18 protein-coding genes are annotated in these 19,024 nt (G+C 36.6%); 1 reads left to right on the top strand and 17 read right to left on the bottom strand.

Translation table 11 applies throughout. The features are described 5' to 3' along the window. The 11 genes from H8S01_RS06275 to H8S01_RS06225 all read right to left on the bottom strand — a co-directional run bounded on the left by H8S01_RS06275 (position 1) and on the right by H8S01_RS06225 (position 11,052). On the bottom strand, positions 1-1,374 hold the full coding sequence (locus H8S01_RS06275) for an MATE family efflux transporter (RefSeq protein ID WP_186836576.1): 1,374 nt from the start codon (positions 1,372-1,374) through the stop codon (positions 1-3). A 35-nt stretch (positions 1,375-1,409) separates the two neighbouring features. Then, positions 1,410-2,009 carry an HD domain-containing protein gene (locus H8S01_RS06270; protein ID WP_021865849.1) on the bottom strand — a complete coding sequence of 200 codons (600 nt, stop codon included), beginning with the start codon at positions 2,007-2,009 and terminating at the stop codon, positions 1,410-1,412. A 42-nt stretch (positions 2,010-2,051) separates the two neighbouring features. Continuing rightward, positions 2,052-2,813: an energy-coupling factor ABC transporter ATP-binding protein gene (locus tag H8S01_RS06265; protein ID WP_186836575.1), complete on the bottom strand. Its 762-nt coding sequence runs from the start codon at positions 2,811-2,813 to the stop codon at positions 2,052-2,054. Between the two features lie 72 nt (positions 2,814-2,885). Further along, positions 2,886-3,656, bottom strand: a complete 771-nt coding sequence (gene cbiQ, locus H8S01_RS06260; protein WP_186836574.1) for a cobalt ECF transporter T component CbiQ — start codon at positions 3,654-3,656, stop codon at positions 2,886-2,888. Further along, positions 3,649-4,659 carry an energy-coupling factor ABC transporter permease gene (locus H8S01_RS06255; RefSeq protein WP_186836573.1) on the bottom strand — a complete coding sequence of 337 codons (1,011 nt, stop codon included), beginning with the start codon at positions 4,657-4,659 and terminating at the stop codon, positions 3,649-3,651. Before H8S01_RS06255 ends, cbiQ begins: the two co-directional genes overlap by 8 nt. A 38-nt stretch (positions 4,660-4,697) precedes the next feature. Continuing rightward, entirely contained in the window at positions 4,698-5,627 is a 930-nt protein-coding gene (locus tag H8S01_RS06250) for a ComEC/Rec2 family competence protein (RefSeq protein ID WP_243204244.1), read from the bottom strand. Next, positions 5,620-7,365 (bottom strand): GGDEF domain-containing protein, encoded by a 1,746-nt coding sequence (locus H8S01_RS06245; protein WP_186836572.1) that lies wholly within the window; start codon positions 7,363-7,365, stop codon positions 5,620-5,622. The genes H8S01_RS06250 and H8S01_RS06245 overlap by 8 nt, the downstream gene beginning before the upstream one ends. Then, positions 7,349-7,831, bottom strand: coding sequence for a S26 family signal peptidase (locus H8S01_RS06240; RefSeq protein WP_021865842.1), 483 nt, complete (start codon positions 7,829-7,831; stop codon positions 7,349-7,351). Before H8S01_RS06240 ends, H8S01_RS06245 begins: the two co-directional genes overlap by 17 nt. A 25-nt stretch (positions 7,832-7,856) precedes the next feature. Then, positions 7,857-8,090: a hypothetical protein gene (locus tag H8S01_RS06235; RefSeq protein ID WP_021865841.1), complete on the bottom strand. Its 234-nt coding sequence runs from the start codon at positions 8,088-8,090 to the stop codon at positions 7,857-7,859. A gap of 110 nt (positions 8,091-8,200) precedes the next feature. Further along, a complete protein-coding gene (locus H8S01_RS06230) occupies positions 8,201-9,487 on the bottom strand; it encodes a nucleotidyltransferase family protein (RefSeq protein WP_021865840.1) in 1,287 nt (428 codons plus the stop codon). Continuing rightward, positions 9,484-11,052 carry a lipopolysaccharide biosynthesis protein gene (locus H8S01_RS06225; RefSeq protein WP_021865839.1) on the bottom strand — a complete coding sequence of 523 codons (1,569 nt, stop codon included), beginning with the start codon at positions 11,050-11,052 and terminating at the stop codon, positions 9,484-9,486. The genes H8S01_RS06230 and H8S01_RS06225 overlap by 4 nt, the downstream gene beginning before the upstream one ends. 85 nt (positions 11,053-11,137) lie before the next feature. Between H8S01_RS06225 and H8S01_RS06220 the strand changes: the two genes are divergently transcribed. After that, the gene (locus H8S01_RS06220) at positions 11,138-12,655 is read left to right on the top strand and encodes a DUF4832 domain-containing protein (protein ID WP_186836571.1); all 1,518 of its coding nucleotides are present in this window, start codon (positions 11,138-11,140) and stop codon (positions 12,653-12,655) included. On the opposite strand, the gene H8S01_RS06215 is transcribed toward H8S01_RS06220, so the two are convergent. The 6 genes from H8S01_RS06215 to pelF are packed head-to-tail and all read right to left on the bottom strand — an operon-like array spanning position 12,631 to position 19,017. Continuing rightward, positions 12,631-13,758 (bottom strand): DUF4874 domain-containing protein, encoded by a 1,128-nt coding sequence (locus H8S01_RS06215; protein ID WP_021865837.1) that lies wholly within the window; start codon positions 13,756-13,758, stop codon positions 12,631-12,633. The two genes, H8S01_RS06220 and H8S01_RS06215, sit on opposite strands and share 25 nt — an antisense overlap. Next, positions 13,748-14,512, bottom strand: coding sequence for a glycosyltransferase family 2 protein (locus tag H8S01_RS06210; RefSeq protein ID WP_021865836.1), 765 nt, complete (start codon positions 14,510-14,512; stop codon positions 13,748-13,750). Before H8S01_RS06210 ends, H8S01_RS06215 begins: the two co-directional genes overlap by 11 nt. Positions 14,513-14,517: 5 nt before the next feature. Further along, positions 14,518-15,723, bottom strand: coding sequence for a glycosyltransferase (locus H8S01_RS06205; RefSeq protein ID WP_186836569.1), 1,206 nt, complete (start codon positions 15,721-15,723; stop codon positions 14,518-14,520). Then, positions 15,720-16,100: a DUF2304 domain-containing protein gene (locus H8S01_RS06200; protein WP_021865834.1), complete on the bottom strand. Its 381-nt coding sequence runs from the start codon at positions 16,098-16,100 to the stop codon at positions 15,720-15,722. Before H8S01_RS06200 ends, H8S01_RS06205 begins: the two co-directional genes overlap by 4 nt. Beyond that, the gene (gene pelG, locus H8S01_RS06195) at positions 16,100-17,560 is read right to left on the bottom strand and encodes an exopolysaccharide Pel transporter PelG (protein ID WP_186836568.1); all 1,461 of its coding nucleotides are present in this window, start codon (positions 17,558-17,560) and stop codon (positions 16,100-16,102) included. Before pelG ends, H8S01_RS06200 begins: the two co-directional genes overlap by 1 nt. A gap of 29 nt (positions 17,561-17,589) precedes the next feature. Further along, entirely contained in the window at positions 17,590-19,017 is a 1,428-nt protein-coding gene (pelF, locus tag H8S01_RS06190) for a GT4 family glycosyltransferase PelF (protein WP_021865832.1), read from the bottom strand. Positions 19,018-19,024: the final 7 nt, after the last annotated feature.

Here is a 19,024-nt window from a genome sequence, read left to right as displayed (position 1 = left end):
TCAGCTGTTCCATTGTCTGCCGAGCTTTCGGCGGACAATTATCCAGCATATAACATGTGCTGATAACGTAATAATCCAGCTCCATGTATATGTAAGGTACAACGATGTAACAGTATGGAACTGCTCCATTCTGAAAAATGTAAATATCCACAAAAGTCTCAATCCACATGCACCTATAAGTGACACAATCATCGGCATTACAGAATATCCAAGTCCCCTGAGTGAACCAACCATTACATCCATCATGCCGCAGAGTGCATATGTTCTTGCAATAACATTCATTCTCTTCATACCGGTATCAATAACGGCAGGGTTTTCCGTATAAATTGAAAGCAGCTGCCTTCCAAAAAACAGTGCACCATTTCCCAGAACAAGACCTACAACAATTACACATGCCTCTGCTGTATACAATATACGGTTTACTCTTTCATATTTTCCGGCTCCTACATTTTGTCCTGTAAATGAAATAGCTGCCTGATACAGCGAATTCATCGCTACATAGACAAAACCTTCTATATTGGCTGCCGCCGAATTACCGGCAACCGTAATTTCTCCAAATGAATTAACCGAAGACTGTATAACAACATTGGAAAGTGAAAAAATAACACCCTGAAGGCTTGCCGGAAGTCCAATCTGTACAATTTTTATAAACTTCTCTTTATTAATACCAAGATTTCTCAAATCAAGTCTGATGCTTCCGCTTTCATGTACCATGCATTTTAATATTAAAAATGCAGATATACACTGCGAAATTACAGTTGCAATCGCAACACCCATTACGCTTAATTTAAAACCTATTACAAATATAAGATTTAAAATAACATTTACTATACCCGCAGCGAAAAGATAGTAAAGCGGCCTCTTCGTATCACCTACAGCCCTAAGTATAGCACTGCCGAAATTGTATATCATCGTAGCTGTCATACCAAGGAAATATATTCTTAAATATACCGTTGCAAGTCCGAGTACAGCCTCTGGTGTCTGCATCCATATGAGAATCTGTTTTGCACATAAGACACCGATTATTGTAAGAATAATGCCACTGTATATACTTAACATCATTGCAGTATGTACTGTCTCCGACAAATCTTTATCATTTTTTGCTCCGAAATACCTTGCCACTAAAACATTAGCACCAATAGAAAGTCCCATAAAAAAATTGGTCAGAAGGTTAATAAGTGCCGTATTAGAACCTACTGCCGCAAGTGCATTATCGCCCGCAAATCTTCCTACAACTATTATATCAGCCGCATTAAATAATAACTGAAGCATACTTGATGCCATAAGAGGCAACGAAAATATCAGCATTTTTTTTAAAATAGAACCCGTACACATATCCATCTGATAAGACTTTGCACCTGATTTATTTAACATTGTATTTCATTCCTTTCACATATAACCTATTAAACTTAATTATCTTTTTTTATCTTTCCCGCCTCAACATTTTTTTCAAAAATATTTTTATATGCATAATCCCATATTTCTTTTGAGCCCGCCGCCGTATTCTTATTTCTTTCAAGAATCTGGCTTAAATGCACACCTTTTTCAACCCAGCTTTTTCCTTCCGTGAGGTCATTTAACATTGCCGGCTGGAAGTTATCCATTGTGTGTGCAAATTTTGCTTCAGGTGTCTCACCTTTCTCAAACTCCTCCCAGAGATTCCTGAAGTTGTCACGCTGGTCATCAGGCAGTATTCCGAAAATCCTGTCTGCCGCTTTTACTTCTCTCTCTCTCTGCGTCTTTTTGCCCTCTTCATCATATGCATATGTGTCACCTGCATCTATTTCAACAATATCATGAATCAGAAGCATTGTAACCGTTTTCAGCACATCTATTTTTTCATTAGCATACTCACTTAAAAGAACTGTCATGACAGCCATATGCCATGCATGCTCGGCATCGTTTTCTTTTGTCTGTGCATCTGACTTATATGTCTGTCTTCCGATAAATTTTTCCTTGTCAATTTCACGGCAAAATTCAAGCTGTTTTTTTAATCTTTCATTTTCCATAATGATTTTCTCCTACTATCTCATATCTGTATTGACAAACTATTACCTGTGTCCCGATAAACTAAGCGGAAGCTCCAGTCCGTTTGATTCCAGAAGTTCTCTGTCATTAAGTATCTCAACTGTGCTGCCCTCTCTTATAATTTTTCCGTTATTCATAAGCACAACTCTGCTGCATGTATCCATAATCATGTCAAGGTCATGCGATGCTATTACACGAAGCTGTGAAAATGAATTAATGAGTCCTATAAGATTTTTTCTGTTTCTCGGGTCAAGTGCAATCGTCGGCTCATCAAGTAATATAATTTCCGGCGTCATTGAAAGAATTGTTGCAATTGCCGCAAGTTTTTTCTGTCCCCCGGACAGCCTGAACGTATGCCTGTCACGCAGTTCTTCTATCCCCATCATTTTTAATGCATCTGTCACTCTCTGTTTTGTCTCTTCTTCGGAAAGCCCATAATTAACAGGGGCAAATGCAACATCTTCATATACTGTTGACATAAAAAGCTGACTGTCAGAATCCTGAAAAACATAACCTTCAATACGTCTTATATCTGAAAGATTTTTTTTATTAATCTCAAGTCCGCCAATATTCACATCTCCTGTATAGCCACCAAGCAGACCGACAAGTATTTTTAAAAATGTGGATTTTCCTGCTCCGTTCGCACCTATAATACCGACGCATTCACCGAAATCAGCCGTAAAATTCACGTTTTGCAGTGCCATACCCGAATATCCGCCATCATTTTCATAAGAAAATGATAAATTCTTTACCTCTATTCCATAATTCTGATTATTAATTTTCATATATAACACCATTTGGTCTTTCATTTAGTAACAAACTGTTTATTCACATGATATATTACGTCTGATATACTATCACATAAAAGTACGAATTACCAGCAAAACTACAAACCATGCCATCATATATACATAGTCATTTACACTCATTTTTTTATATCCTGTGTAGTTTATTTCTCCGTCAAATCCTCTCAGAATCATACTGTCATAAACTGTTTTTGCCTTGTCTATGCTCCTTATGAGAAGATTTCCCGCAAATGAACCCCATGCCTTTATATGTATTCCCTTATGTCCCGGTGCACGAAGCATATATGCCTGTGTCATCCTGGAAGCTTCAGACATAAGAAGCGACATGTATCTGTATATCAGAAGGATTACCGTCACAATCATTTTCGGAAAATGAAGATGCCTTAAAGCGGCACATATCTTTTCTATCGGCGTTGTTGATGCAAGAAGATATGCTGCCGATATCGTAAGAACACCCTTTAACATAAGTGTAATCATAGAAATCACTCCATATGTGACGCAGACACTCCCTATATAAAACATTGGTCTTTTATCAAAAACCGGATTAAATATACCAACAAGACATACAAGCGGAAGTATTATCCTCAATCTGTATAAAAATTCTTTTATTGATATTTCTCCAATCACAAACAGGACCACCGGGTATATACACATACCCAGCAGCCCCGGAAGATTGTATTGATTTATTGAAATTACCAGAATAATACAAGCAAGCGTCACGAAAAGCTTTGATGTCGGATGTATATCATTAAGCCATCCCTTTTTTTGTGCCGTAACTTCAAGCCGTCTCATCCGGTCTGATGTACGTTTTAAATCATTCACTTATCTTTACCTTTTTGTTTTTAAAAAATCTGAATATAAAACATCCTGCCGTACACACAGCAACAACCATCAATGCCCCTGCAATACCTGAAACGCTTGTACCGGCTGCACTATCTGAATCTTTGAATGAATAATCAGGAAGAACTGCTGTAGTATCCTGAACCTGTGATGCTTTATCATATATTTCACCATCAGATTCAAGTTCTGTATCTCCTGTAAGTTTTTCAATTGACCACTCAAGACCATCCGGATACTGTGATGCAGCAAGAGACAATCCACCGGCTATAACTACAGCCGCTGCTGCAAGTATGGCAACGGTCTTTTTAAGACTGAATCTGTTCTTTAACTTTTCGCTGCTGCCGCCAATTCCCCATAAAAGTTCAGGTCTTGCCTCATATACAAATACAAGTACACATGCCGTTATAATTCCCTCTACGAGCCCGATTGCAAGATGTATCGGCTGCATTACTGAAACAAATGCTCCAAATGAAAGTTTTGTTATTCCTGATGCAAGTGTTTCAAGCGTCACAGAAAACGCACCGAGCTGCAATGTTATAACACAGCCCAGTATTGAAGCAATCGTAATCTTTTTCTTTGAAACACCGTTTTTCATTATAAATTTCCATATCAGAATCGAACCTATAAAACATCCGTAAAATGCCATGTTCCAGATATTACATCCAAGTGCCAGCAGTCCTCCGTCAGCAAACATAAGACACTGCACAAATAAAACGCCTATCATTGTAAGAAATCCAGCGTATGGACCTAATAATGCCGATAAAAGCATACCACCGCACAAATGTCCTGAAGAGCCTGTTCCAGGTATTGTAAAATTAATCATCTGTGCTGCAAATACGAATGCTCCCATGACTCCCATAACAGGAATCTTTGATGCATCATCCTCTTTTTTCACCTTATAAATTGAGTATCCTGCCGCTGCCGCAGAAACCGCATACATAGTTCCTGCAACTGCCGGAGATACAAGTGCATCTGCCATATGCATAATAAATATTCTCCTTTGTTTTTATTTTTGTTTTTGTTTTAATTTCCGGTTTTCCATGTCTCAGACGGTGAGCAGTTCCACTTGATAGTCACACCATCTGTAACAGCCTCTATTGTACCCTGCTCATCTGTCCTGAACACCTGAATTCCTCTTTGTCTGAATTCATTTAAAGTTCTGGCATGCGGATGTCCGTAACTGTTGCCCTCTCCACAGCTTATGACTGCAAATGCCGGACTTGCAGCATTGAGCAGTTCTTCTGATGAAGACGTTCTGCTGCCGTGATGTCCTGCCTTATAGACATCACAATCTATTGAAATACCGGCATTTACAATATCCTGCTCTTCCTCTTCTTCGGCATCACCTGTAAAAAGAAATCTTCTGTCTCCATACTGAAGTATTATACTGATTGAATTATTATTTGCATCTTCATACTTTTTTGAAGGTGCAAGTATAGTAAATTCAGCATCTCCAAGATTATACTTTTTCCCAACTTCTGGCAATGTATTTATATAATTTTTTTCTTTCATTGCCGAAATTACATCTCTGTACGTATTAGTCCTTTTTTCACAATCGGGCATCATGACATTTTCGCAATCAAACTTGTAAATAATTACATCAAGACCTCCTATATGGTCGCTGTCAGGATGTGTGCCTATAACATAATCAAGCTTTGCTACTCCTTTGTTTTCAAGATAAGCCTGAACTTTCGTACCACAGCTGTTATCCCCGGCGTCAATAAGCATCGCATGTGTTCCACATTGTATAAGTATAGAATCTCCCTGTCCTACATCAATAAAATGCACTGTCATCTGTCCGTCAGGCATTACTTTATTTTCATTCTGATACCTGTCATATATGGCACCTGCCGCACTTACAGCTATCATAATGACAAGAAGTATCACCAGCTCAATTATTCTGTGTTTTAATGATGCTTTTTTTCTGTAATTTTTCCTGTAATTCCTACTCATTATGTGATTTTTCCTGTTTCATTTTTTCTTTGATTTTTCTTTTATGAACATACATCCTGTCATCAGCCATGGAATATATCTGGCGGGCATCTACATTTCCATTATTATCTCCTGCCTCTGTGCTGTCTGCATATCCACACGCAACACTATACTTAAATCTGCTTTCTTTATGATTATACTCGTCAATTACATGTTGAAGTTTTTTTCTGAAAGTCTCGTAGTCAATTCTGCCATCATCTGAACGGATTATCACAATAAATTCGTCCCCGCCCATTCTTCCAACTACTGCTTCTTTTTCAAAAGTCTCTTTTAAAATACGTGCAAAACCGGATATTAAATCATCACCATAAGTATGTCCCATATTATCATTAATTTTTTTAAGATTATTAAGGTCAAAACTGAATATCCCAAAATTTTCATTGTTAGATGACAACTCTTCCATTACTTTCTCACAGTAACGACGGTTGGATATCTTCGTCAGATCATCCATATATGCCATTCTGTAAAGAACTTCCTGTTCCTTTGCCTCGTTCATATTATGTATTACATCTATACTGAAATTCATAATCATTACAACAACAAATATAAGCATTCCTGCTGCTGACATACTGAAGCCACTGAAAATCTGCACTCCGGTATATGTTTTTACCATATAACGTACTACATCAATAAATATAAATGCAATTACTATGCAAAAACCTATAAAAAGGACTTTTCCTGAAGATGTACCCGATTTTAATACTTTTATCATAAGAACCATCATATAAATTACTTCAAGCACAATAAAAACATGAATAACTTCAAGAAGTGACGGCAGATGATATAAATTGGCAAATTGCAGTGTAAATGATACAACTATAAATACTGACAAACATCCAACAAATATTTTATAAAGATTTATCATAAATGTATCTTTTAATTCATATACATTATCTTTAAAATACATTGCAGCAGACAACGCCCCTAAAACAAGATTAATATACTCAAGCGTTGTTGTAACAGGCAATGGTATATTAAAAAGCTGCGTAAGTCTATAATTGCATGCAGTCCATGTACCAACTGTCACAGACAGGGCTCCTATCCAGAAAAGTCTTGACATTCCTGTTCTTTTTATCATCATTATTCCGGCAAGTGCCATTATAAGTGCACCAAATAAAATCAATGAAACTGCAGATACATATGGAACACGGTTCTTTATCATCATCTGTTGGAAAACATCCGAATATTCCATAAGAACAGGTGCATCTATAGATGAAAATGTCGCATCTTCAGTAGATGTAATAATAATTCTTATATTTTTTCCTGCATCTGTCTTCTTGACAGGAATATAATGCCAACCGCTTCCTACCAGCTTATTTTCTGCATATCTGTCTTCGCCATATGTATACACAAGCTTTCCGTTGACAGATACTTTTAATACCGATGATGTTGTAGGTATCTTTATAACAGGCGTGTCATACTTAAAATTTTTAGGTATTGACGTATATAAAACAACTTTGTCACCTTTTCCCATTGTCTTTGTAAGCCTGAAGTTATTCAGATTGACATCGTTATATGATTCACCATTATATATAACACTCCACCCGTCATCAAGAATTATATTCTTATCATTGTTAACCCCTGCGTTGACACCGGTAATCACATACAATGCAGCAAGACAGAAAATTGCAGCCGCAATAGCAAGCACTGCAAATATTTTTCCACCAATTGTTTTTATAAAACTATTGTTCTTTTCCATTTCTTTTCACCATTTTTTTAATACAGCGTTTTACTGCTGCTGCTGACTTGGCAACTGGCATACGCACCGGTCTTAATAAAAGCCACACATACGAAATAAATCTATATACAATATTATTCACAGAAAACATTCTGCCGTTTCTTTCAACAGCAATAAGCTTTCCGTGAATACATTCTTTTTCTAATGGTCCCTCAATCTCACTCTGGTTATCTCCAACCATATAGAATCCATTTTTATCTATTCTGCATACTCTGTGTAATACAAGAATTCCTGTATTATCATGTCTTCTGTATAAAACAACATCACCTTTTTTGAGCTTATCAGGTTCAATATGGGTAATAACCGCATAATCCCTTCCGGGAACAAATAAGGGATACATACTGTATCCCTTAGGTTTGATTTTTATGTCATTTTCCTTTAATGTCCTGATTACAGCACTATGTTCATCAATCTGCTTATAATCCATATATTATATTCTTTCGTCTCTTAAATTAATCAACCTGTTCAGCAACTCCGTAAGGACATCCCTTATAATCTGCTCTGAAAGCACTTCCTGAAGTCTGTGCTCCATCTGTCTTTGAGCAAATCTGACATATATCAGCTCCGGCATTAGCAAACTCTCTTCCGTAAGGACAGACACCTGTCTTTACATCTCCGCTTGCCATGTATACGCTCTCAGCAACGTCTTCTGTTGACTCTACAACCGGTTTTTCATACTTCAACATAATAAAACTCCTCCATTCATAAATCAAAGCATTACTATTTTCCCATATTATAATGCTTATAAATCGCGGCTGTCAACCCTAAAGTCCGCATAACCACTGACTTTAGGGTACTATTTTTTAAACAGTTTCATATCATATGCAACCCTGCTTCTTGCACCTGCACTTTTTAGTACACTGCGTATTGTTGTTTTCCTTACAGTCCTGTTATTTCTTACAAAAACTGCAAATGTTTTAACCCAGAGATAAGGCCACAACAGCTTATTATCTTTCTTATCGGGATTGTTAAGTTTCATCTGATGATGGAACTCTCTTACATAGTCTGCAAACCTGCTGCCACGAAGCACAACCATTCTTTCATCTTTGGTACTGCCAAATTCCTGTGCCTCGATAATATCTTTAAGGAATATATCGGTATTAACTTCTGTTTTTTCATCCTGTATCATAAAAAAAACATTTTCTTTTTTCATTCCAAGATACTTTATACAGATTATATTGACAGCTTTAACAAAACCTGTTATTCCAATGCTGCTTATCATTGAATAAAATGTATTTTTCTGACTTTCATCATGTTCGCTATTCCAGAATACAACCCAGTCACACAAAAGTTTGAGTCCGAACCCTGCTCTCACAAAATGGTGCAGCATATGAATGGCAAGACTTAATGCTTCCCATGCCATCTCAGGACATACTATATTCATTCCATCAATATTTTTTAAAATATTATGAACTGACATTTCTTCAGTATACTGCTCAATCTTTTTATTCACATCGTCATCATCGAACTGTTCTGCCAGTGCCCTGTGAAGTTCTATTATTACGCCGTTCTCATTATGCATTTCAACATGATGCCATGCATGCTGTTCCCCCATTATAACCACGCCATGCAGTTCAAGCACACTTACGGCTTTATCAAACTGCAGCTTATCAGGAATGAGTATATCAATATCACCTGATTTTCTAAGACTCTTTACCGGATAATATGCAGCCGTTCCGGCACCTTTTAAAAGCACTGCCGTAATTCCGGCATCATTTAAAATGCTCATATACTCATTAGTCAGGTATGAAAGACGGCTGTTCTGGATAACAATTTTTTTTGCTTTTGCAACCGCCTTAATCTTAATATTATCAGGCACGCAATCCATAAAATATAACTCATCTGCTATTAACGGCAGAACCCCGTGGCCGTCTGCCGTCTTGATAATCTTATTCCATTCATCTTCACTATATTCATTAAATTTCTGTATAGAATCTGAATCGAGTTTTCTACTTACATCTTCAATAATGCTTTTTACTTCAATAGCATCATTTTTTTCAGATACAGGCAGATTTAGGGCATTATTAAGCAATGTAAGAAGCCCATATTCCCAATTTTCAATCACATCACTCTGTCTGTTCATCTACGCACTCCATTTTTCCCGGATTTTCCTACTTTTATAATACTAAAAAACTTTGCAAGAAGAAACCTGAAATTTTTGTTATTTATGTTAATAATCAAAAATATTCCGTTCATAACAACAGTTACTATTACGAGTCTCAACGCTATCTGCGGTATGCATCCGGCAATTCCTGATATTTTTTCAATTCTGACACATGCAAAATGAGCCACTGCCCATGCAAAAGCCGTCTGTACAAAGTACCATGCCATACACAGGTAATATCCTGTAACACCCTCTTTAAAATGATACTTGTATATAACAAAAGGTTCTACCCACAAAGTTGTGAGCACCGTGCTTATCAGTGTTCCCATAAATATTCCAAAAACACCGAAATTATGCACAAGTATCAGAGATGCAATAAGATTAATTACTGCTTCTATGACTGCTTTATATCTGTCATACCAGAAAAGACCCAGCGAATTATGGAAAATCTTGCCTGTTTTTGTTATTCCATATATATAAAAATTGATACACAGAATAAGTACAACGTTCGTTTCAAAAAGATATTTTGCACCAAAACTTAATTCAACAAAAGGATTTAAGAGTTCAAAAAGGCAGACTGCAGCATATGCAAACACCCAGTGGTTAAAAAATGCGGCTGCATTAAATATCTTTTTTACCCTCGATGAATCCTCTGTAACTCCAAGATTACCGACACTTGCCGTAATTCCGTCAATAGCATCACTCATAACATGTCTTATCGAACCAATAAGAAGATAATAATTGGAATACTTACCTACACTTGCAATCCCAACAAATCCCGAAATAAGCAGATTATCTGTATTATTGACGATTACATTACCGACCTGATGCATCATCATGGCTTTAACATTTTTTATAATATCTGATTTTGTCTGCGTATCAAGTTTTTGCACATCTTTGTCGTTCACATACGGAAACAGCTTATCTGTCTTTTTTGAAATGTAAATATTGGAAAGTACTGTCGCCGCAATGTATACATAAAGATACAAAATGAAATTTTTTGTAAGAATAAGTATCGCAATCTGAAAAATATCCTGAATCACCCATGAAAATGTCTTTGCAACAACGCCGATATATTTCAGCTGATGTGCGTCAAGCAGTGTCTTTTTGTAAATAAGCAGATATGATGCTGCCGAATTTATAAGATAAAGAACATAAATATATGTAAGATTTTCTATATCCGGCTTATTCTTTATAAGCACACCCATAAAAGGTATTACAAGAAGTCCGGCAAACAGCACAAAGCAAGCAACTGCTCTGTAAAACCATTTATATATATTCATAATCGACTTTTGTTTTTCTATGTCATTTTCTGCAATCGGTTTATATAAAGCAAATGAAATAGCTGTCTCTATTCCCATTTCAGAAAGTGATAACACATTCAGAATATCAGTAAAAAGTCCGTTGACACCCACATAATTTTCCGACAGCATATGTGTAAATACTATACGAACAACATATCCCATAATAATTGCCATAAATCTCGATATGAGTCCTACTGTCGTATTGTAGGCAGAATATTGTGTACGGCTCTTTGTTTCCATTGAAAAATCCTCGTTTCTGTGCTCAGATTGAAAATAATTTTTTTAATTATAGCATTGATAGCACCTTAATGCTATAATATGAAGCATGAAAACTTATAGGACTAAAAAAAATTATCTTATCCGCATTATTGCGGCAATTTTTACTGTTGCTGCTGTTTTTTCGGCTCTCATATGCTTTGCCCTTCACTTTTATAACAGCAGTATTTCATACACATCATCCGGTTTCGCTCCTGCAAATGATATACTTAATAATCCTTATTGCGGCTGGTATGATATGTTTGGATATACGATAAGTGATGCTTGTGCCGATACTTTTGACAAACGCACACAGGACTATATACAAAAAAGCGGTTCAACAAGGCTTGTTCTTCTTGAAATCAATCTCAAAAATTTTAATAACACAGAATTATCTGACAACGCTCTCGCCCAGATTGACAGAATATTTACAATGTGGGGTGAAAGCCCGCATGCTGTTATTCTGCGTTTTTTATACGACTGGGATGGAAAGGCGATGCAGACAGAACCAGACAGCATTGAAACCGTCAAACTTCACATGAGACAGACTTCTGATATTGTAAACAGCCACAAAAATTCTATCTATATCATGCAGGGAATTTTTGTCGGTTCGTTTGCAGAAATGCACAGCTCACATTATATGGACACCAACAGCATGACTGAACTTGCACTGCTCTTAGACAGTCTCATTGATGACGACATTTACCTTTCCGTAAGAACTCCTCAGCATTTACGCACTATATTTAAAACTGCTGACATATCAAAGCTGAAATCGGACGGTCACAGAATAAGAATGGGACTTTTTAATGATGGCATGCTCGGTTCCTATATTGATGTTGGAACATATGGTCCTGAAAATTATCATTTTTCCGATGAGGAATATGATAAAAAAGGAAACCGCAGCCAGGAAATAGCATTTCAGGATGAACTGTGTCTTTTGGTTCCAAACGGCGGCGAAGTGGTTCTTGACAATAAATATAACGACATAGACAATGCTGCAAAAGACCTCGCATCAATGCATGTTTCGTATCTTAACAATGCACACGACCTTGCTGTAATTAATAAATGGAAAAAACAGACTTACACTGACCCCGACGGTGATTCTGTATACAATGGCATGTCCGCATACGATTATGTAACAACACGTCTTGGTTACAGATATTGTCTGCTGTCATCATCATTTGAGCACAAAAATAATGCTTTTGGCGGTTCACTTCAAATAACACTCAAAAATGAGGGATTTGCTCCGTCTTACAAAGATTTTGATGTCGAACTTTTTATAATAAAAGACGACAACTCTGCCGCTCCGACAGATTCTTACAGTGCTGCGGCGGACAACACGGACATCGTCTACAGCGAAAATCTGACAGAAAAATACCCAGCATCCACATGGACACCGGGTAATGAAATAAATCTGGATATATCTGTTCCTCTGCTGCAGATTAAAAAAGCAGGAAATATAACAAAAGTAAATAACTACAGCATTTATCTTGTAGTCCGCGATAAAATATCTGGCGAAATCATAAAATTCGCCAATGACGCTTCTTACAATGATTATGGATATTATATCGGTTCGTTAAAAATCTGAATCCGTTTATTATCGTTAAGCCTTTTTATAAAAAGTGTTCCACCATTTGTAACAGCTTTTTTATCAAATCTGACATTTACAGATTGTCCCGGTTCAAGCCCACGGATTACATCCGATGTGAAATCTTTGTCACCGCAACTTATTACAAGACAGAAATTCTGCTTCAGTGACGCATAGCCGATATTTTTAATTGTAAAATTTATTTTACCTGTAAATGTTGTTTTTATACTTTCAATATTAATACAATATCCAAGACTGCGGCTTATTTTTTCATATATTCCGCAGTCTTTCCACTTATTTAAAACTTTATCGTCATACTGGCTGTTAAGATATGTAACATGAAGTTTTCTGAGATATTCCTGTGCATTGGCACCATCGTTATATACATTGTCATTTACTGCTTCTCCACCACACAATACGCCATTTTTCAGACATTCGTCAACATATCTGTACTCTTCGTCTCTTTTATCACTGTCTGATGAAAACGTACCAAAATCCGTCTGTGATGCCATAAGTGCATCGTTAAAAAATCCTGTTATTTTCGCTGTATTGTCATCTAGTGCCGCATGCTGTGCCGGCGTTCTTACTGCAAGCGGAATTGCACCTTTTACCGCCTCATACATTGCTGCCATAAGGATTCTTATACTCATTATATCTGCATATCTCGATGTGTGCATCTCGCCCCAGCTTCCGATTAACGCTCCCTGCATTGTAAGAATATTGCTTTTAAATGCAAGAACAGCTTCTCCAATCTGTGATATATGCCGTTTTACGAGATTTATCGAATCAGGCTCATTTTCAAGACCTTTTCCATCCTCGTCATATACAAAACGAAGTATTACTTCCCTGTCATATTTTTTAAAAAATTCAAGAATATCATTAATCTGCCCGATTGCTTTTTCGTCAAGTTCCCTGTCCTTGAAATCACCTATGCAGATTCTTGCAAGAACTATTCCCTCATTCTTTTTCAGGCTCCATTTCAGCTCTTCAAAATCGTAATCCTTTTTCAGTCTAAACGGAAATATATTATACCAGCCTCTTGATGGGTTATATTCCGTGCAAAGAAGCGACAGTCCATACTTTTCCAGTTTTTTATTGTTCATGTTTCTTCTGTCTTTCCATACGTCTCTTTTCTTTGTGCTGACGCACTACCACAGCAATGAGACTTAATGTCATGTGACACATATACCATATAGGTTTAAGTCCCGAATGCATGCTTTTTCCAAATTCCCTGCTGTGCATTACAGCCGGAATCTCCACCACATTATAGCCTTTAAGTATCATTCCTGTAATCATATTGGCATCGGGATAACGCTCGTCAAAATTACCATATTTTGAATAATAAAGTACCGCACGCCAGCTAAGTCCCTGAAGCCCCGTTGTAGGGTCCATAATAGTTTTTCCTGTTGACATCTTAATAAATGTACGGAATATTGAATATGCCAGCTCTTTTAAACACGATGTCTTATAAGGCGAACTATCCTTTAAATAACGGGAGCCAAGCACAATATCAGGATACGAATCGTTATACTTAGTCTTTAAAGCCTTATATATATTAAGTATATTACATACATCATGCTGTCCGTCTGCGTCCATCTGAATTACATACTTGTAATTTCGTCTTATCGCATATTTATATCCAAGCTGCAACGCACTGCCGTATCCAAGATTAAATATATGTGTTACAACAGCATGATTACGTTGCTTTACAATCCAGTTTGTATTATCTGAAGAGGCATCATTCATTACAAGAATATCAGCTATTTCTGTAATTTCAGGCTCTTCAAGCTTATCAAGCACTTTATTAATATTTTTTTCTTCATTATAGGCAGGAATAATAATTAATACCTCTTTCACGCCATTCACCTCATCATCCCGTATATATTTTGAAGTTCTTCCAGATGATTTATCTGTTTTTCTGCCGATGCCATTCTGAATTTTGTGGCAAGTGCAGGATTTGTAATTAATTTTTCTATTCCATCGGCAATTCCTGCCGGTGTGAATCCGCAAAGAATTCCGTCAACACCATCGTTAATCTGCTCTCTGTTGCCGCTGCAGTCTGAAGCTATAATTGCACAGCCAAGAACCTGTGCCTCCTGGATTGCAATGCTTTTGCCTTCAAAACGTGTAGCATGTACGTATATGTCTGCTGCCTTGTAATATGGATAAGGATTGTCAACGGCTCCCAGAAGATGAAAACGACTGTCAACACCTTCTTTTACCGCAAGAGCTGCAAGCGTCTGATATTCAGGGCCGTCACCAAGTATATACCAATTCACATCAAATCCATGGTTTACAAGCTCTTTCAAAGCATATACCGCAACATCATACCCCTTTTGATATGTAAGCCTTCCGACAGTAAGCAGACGAATACCTTTGTCTGACATTTTATATTTCATTTTCTCTGATGATTTACTTATAATCTTTTCTTCATCTATTATATTATGAAACACTTTTGTCTTTTCTTCAAGTTCGGGATATACTGAAATAAAACATTCTTTTACTTCATCAGACACAGTAAATATGCGGTCGAAATCATCATAACAATTTTTATCTGTCTTTCTTGTATAACCGGCCTTACTGTAATCAATATGTATAAATCCAACTTTTTTCTTTGCTTTTACATGGTCATGAACATAATATGCCGATGCTCCCTCTATATATGCAACAGCTAAGTCAAATTCTTCACCAGTCACATCACTTCCATCTGATATTACACGCCAAAGAAGCTTATCAGGCTGTATTCTATGCTTTTTTATCATCGAAAACAGAACTGATATAACGTAAAATATATTTTTAAAAATCGAACCATGTGCAAAAATTTTTTTTAAAATAAGTCTGTTGAGATTTTTTTTACCCTGTGATGACAAAACTGACTTATCGCAGAAATTTTTATTAATCACATGCACATACGGTGGAATATCTTTTATAAGCTCACCCTGTGCAAGCATTACATAAAGTGATATCTCATACTGTGATTCATCAAGCTTATTCATAAGTGCCGTCATCGCCATCTCTGCACCGGCTCTTCCAAGCGTGTTTATTACAAATAAGATTTTCTTTTTCATAGTTCACTTTTATCTTTTCCGGTAATAGATGTTAATTCTTTAAGAATTCTCTCATTCTCCTGATTCAATAAAGAAACATGCATTGCCAGCTCCTGATTTTTTCTTCTCAAAACCGAAATTTCTTTTGTTATATAAAACATAATACATACAAATACTATAATTATAACAAATGGTGCAATGTATATCACATCATTGAATCTTTTACTCCAGCCTGATAATACAGGCACCGCACCTGACAAAATCATTGCAATTGCAAGTATTCCCCACAGAAATGTGGCTTTTTCCCGAAGTTTTCCCCTTACATAATTGGAAAATGTAACTGATAAAAGAAATACTCCCAATATGATAATTCCTATACGCAATATAACTGTTCCCATTATTTACTCTCCTCGACCATCTCTGATTTTGTATATACTTTACCTGCAGGTCTTTTTCCATGTGACATCTTCAATATGCTTCCGTTGCAGAAAATATGAATATGAAGGTGTGATTCAAGCCACGAAAGCCTGAAATACGCATATGTCCAGCCTGTAAATGCTCCCGCTACAAGCCCGGTTCCATACCACAATGTATCAAAATGCCTGCTTATAAGGCTTCCAACCAATGTAATTATACAGAATATAAGTCCTGTATACACGGCACCGTCAAGGTCATTAAAAAAATACAAAAACAGAAATGCCGCATACATAAGATATAATATAAAATATCCTGCACAAAGGCATGGGTAAAGCTGTATTACTGTTCCGGAATAGCCCATCCTTCCAAGTACAACGAGGCATATAAGAAATACTGCTGTGGAGATTATAAACTGTATTCTTGCAAGGTCCATTATCTCATCTGCCAGCAGACGGAACATTCTCGATTTTGTCTTTCGTATGTCAGATAAACGTCCACCGATTACGGCCTCAGAATACTGTTTATATCGTGCATTAAAGTGCATTTCCATAAGTGCAATAAATATGACGCTCGCGGACATATTTGTAAACATCGCAATACATGCCGCAAAATCATAAGCCTGTGCATAAACGAATGATTTTACAATAACCGTTCTTAAATCTGTCGTCCAGAATACAAAATTGTGTATAAAAAGTCCGACTGTGTAAAGTGTATTTGCATATATAAGCTTTCTGAACCTCACTATATATTGTAACACATCTTTATAATTCTTACTGTTCTGTGTAAAATACTGCCTCAAAAGTGCATATCCAAGCGATGCAATTATAATAAATCCTATCATCATTGCAAGAAGCATGGAATACGTTATTTCCATATTGAATTTTTTTACAAATATATATGAAATACCTAATGTTATTGCCATTCCTATAAAATAGAAAAGTGATATTTTTCCGTAATCTTTACACAGTGACAGATAAAGCATTGTGTAAAATACAAGCGAAAGTGCTATAAAACAGCACACTGATGTCACTACATAGACAATATCCACCCCTCCAACAATATATTCATGAATTGCAAACGGAACAACCATAATTGCATCTATCGCCATACTAATCCACAAACCAAGATGAAATGCCGCCATTATATCAGAATATGTCTCATTAAAGATTACATCTGAAACATATCTTGAAAGCACGGCATTGAGCGGAGCAGATGCAAGAAGTGCAAATACAAATATATAAAGAATTGTAGCCTGAAAAAGCTGCCTGCTGCCATATGCCGCATCTGAATAACCAAGAATCTTCTGCATAGCAAGGATATCAGCTATAACAAGCAGCATAGGTGCTATTGTCGTTACAACACTGTAACCCGAACCTGCAAGATAGCCTGTAACTGTACCTTTATCAAAGAATTTATTTAATTTGATTCCTATTCCTGCCATTCTCTCACCTCCTGATATTTACATCCATTTTAATCCGTCATATTCTTTGATAACTCAGTATATATGCCATCATATGTATTTTTCATATCAACAATCGTATAGCGTCTTATAAGGCGTTTATATCCATTTTCACCATATTCTTTACAAGTCTCAGGATTGTTAGCAAGAAATAATATTGCCTCCTTGATTTCCTCAACATTCATAATGTGGGTTACTATTCCTGATGGACCGTATGGGTCATCTTCTCCATATATAAGTCCGCGGCAGTTACCGACATCTGTTGCTATTGCCGGCTTATGTGCCGCATAACCCTCAAGAATTGTAAGCGGCTGGCCTTCACTGATACTTGTAAGGATTGTAAAATCCATCTTTCCTATATATTCCGATGTATTGATTCTTCCTGTAAATATTATATCTTTTATCTGCATATCTTCAACAAGGTCAAAACATTCTTTTGCATAATCTTCATCCTCATCTGTAGGACCCATAATCCACAATTTCAGCTTTGGATTGTTATTTTTTGCATAACCAAATGCCATTATCATAGTCTTTACATCTTTAATCGGCGTAACTCGAAGCACTGCACCGACATTGATATATTCGTCATCCGGTTCTTTCATCGGAATATCTTTAAACCTTTCCTGGTCTATTCCGTTTGGAGTAATCATAATTTTTTCCTCAGGGCAGCCAAGTTCTATCTGAAGTCTTCTCGCTGTACCATAAAGCGATGTAACCCGGTCAGCCTTATCGTATGCAAACAGAGACATTTTCTTAAACTGGTCTATCCATAAATCCTTGTATATTCCGGCTATCCATGATGCCTTTATAACTTCTTCCTCACGCTCTCTTGTATATATTCCGTGTTCTGAAACAATAAGTCTGCTTCCGGGGTAAAGTATTTTTGCCATTGAGCCAAGAACACCTGAGTATCCTGTAGCAACACAATGAAAAATATCTGCCTTAGGAATATCTGAATGCATTGCAAGAAAAAGCGGAAGATACATTGAACGCATAGTCCATAAAAAATCCGAAAATATGATTTCGCCATGTTTTAACTCATAACTTTTTACAACAGCATCGAGAAAGTCAGGTCCCATAAGAAGTGCATCAAGCGAAAGCTTTGGATTCTGTAAAAGTCTCGTAAGCGTCTCCCAGTCTGTGTCAGTACCGATAAGGAGTGAATTTAGTGCCTCTTTATTTTTTGCTGATAATCTGGCATTTTTGTAATTTTTTCTTGTCCTGTTTACCCATTCGGTATCATTTAAGTATACCTCATGTACCTCTGTCAGATTATCCGGAAGATTATATTTGAATTTGCCACTAACACTCCTGTCAGAAATAACTGCAAGCATTATAAATTCATGCTGTGGAAATGACCTTATTAAATTGTTTATCCAGCTTGAAACACCACCTACCACATAAGGATAGCAGCCTTCAGCAACAATACATATTCTCATCCTTACC

This window comes from Lachnospira hominis (ex Liu et al. 2021) (assembly GCF_014287955.1).
In the GTDB taxonomy this organism is placed as follows: Bacteria; Bacillota; Clostridia; order Lachnospirales; family Lachnospiraceae; genus Lachnospira; species Lachnospira hominis.
This window is presented reverse-complemented; position numbering and strand designations above follow the sequence as displayed.

What these genes read in the sequence shown, in the direction of transcription:
- H8S01_RS06250 (WP_243204244.1), bottom strand. Translation starts at nt 5,627, where the DNA reads ATGAGTAGGAATTACAGGAAAAATTACAGAAAAAAAGCATCATTAAAA.
- H8S01_RS06225 (WP_021865839.1), bottom strand. Translation starts at nt 11,052, where the DNA reads ATGGAAACAAAGAGCCGTACACAATATTCTGCCTACAATACGACAGTA.
- H8S01_RS06215 (WP_021865837.1), bottom strand. Translation starts at nt 13,758, where the DNA reads ATGAACAATAAAAAACTGGAAAAGTATGGACTGTCGCTTCTTTGCACG.
- H8S01_RS06245 (WP_186836572.1), bottom strand. Translation starts at nt 7,365, where the DNA reads ATGGAAAAGAACAATAGTTTTATAAAAACAATTGGTGGAAAAATATTT.
- H8S01_RS06240 (WP_021865842.1), bottom strand. Translation starts at nt 7,831, where the DNA reads ATGGATTATAAGCAGATTGATGAACATAGTGCTGTAATCAGGACATTA.
- H8S01_RS06205 (WP_186836569.1), bottom strand. Translation starts at nt 15,723, where the DNA reads ATGAAAAAGAAAATCTTATTTGTAATAAACACGCTTGGAAGAGCCGGT.
- H8S01_RS06220 (WP_186836571.1), top strand. Translation starts at nt 11,138, where the DNA reads ATGAAAACTTATAGGACTAAAAAAAATTATCTTATCCGCATTATTGCG.
- H8S01_RS06270 (WP_021865849.1), bottom strand. Translation starts at nt 2,009, where the DNA reads ATGGAAAATGAAAGATTAAAAAAACAGCTTGAATTTTGCCGTGAAATT.
- H8S01_RS06275 (WP_186836576.1), bottom strand. Translation starts at nt 1,374, where the DNA reads ATGTTAAATAAATCAGGTGCAAAGTCTTATCAGATGGATATGTGTACG.
- pelF (WP_021865832.1), bottom strand. Translation starts at nt 19,017, where the DNA reads ATGAGAATATGTATTGTTGCTGAAGGCTGCTATCCTTATGTGGTAGGT.
- H8S01_RS06265 (WP_186836575.1), bottom strand. Translation starts at nt 2,813, where the DNA reads ATGAAAATTAATAATCAGAATTATGGAATAGAGGTAAAGAATTTATCA.
- pelG (WP_186836568.1), bottom strand. Translation starts at nt 17,560, where the DNA reads ATGGCAGGAATAGGAATCAAATTAAATAAATTCTTTGATAAAGGTACA.
- H8S01_RS06255 (WP_186836573.1), bottom strand. Translation starts at nt 4,659, where the DNA reads ATGCATATGGCAGATGCACTTGTATCTCCGGCAGTTGCAGGAACTATG.
- H8S01_RS06230 (WP_021865840.1), bottom strand. Translation starts at nt 9,487, where the DNA reads ATGAACAGACAGAGTGATGTGATTGAAAATTGGGAATATGGGCTTCTT.
- H8S01_RS06200 (WP_021865834.1), bottom strand. Translation starts at nt 16,100, where the DNA reads ATGGGAACAGTTATATTGCGTATAGGAATTATCATATTGGGAGTATTT.
- H8S01_RS06235 (WP_021865841.1), bottom strand. Translation starts at nt 8,090, where the DNA reads ATGTTGAAGTATGAAAAACCGGTTGTAGAGTCAACAGAAGACGTTGCT.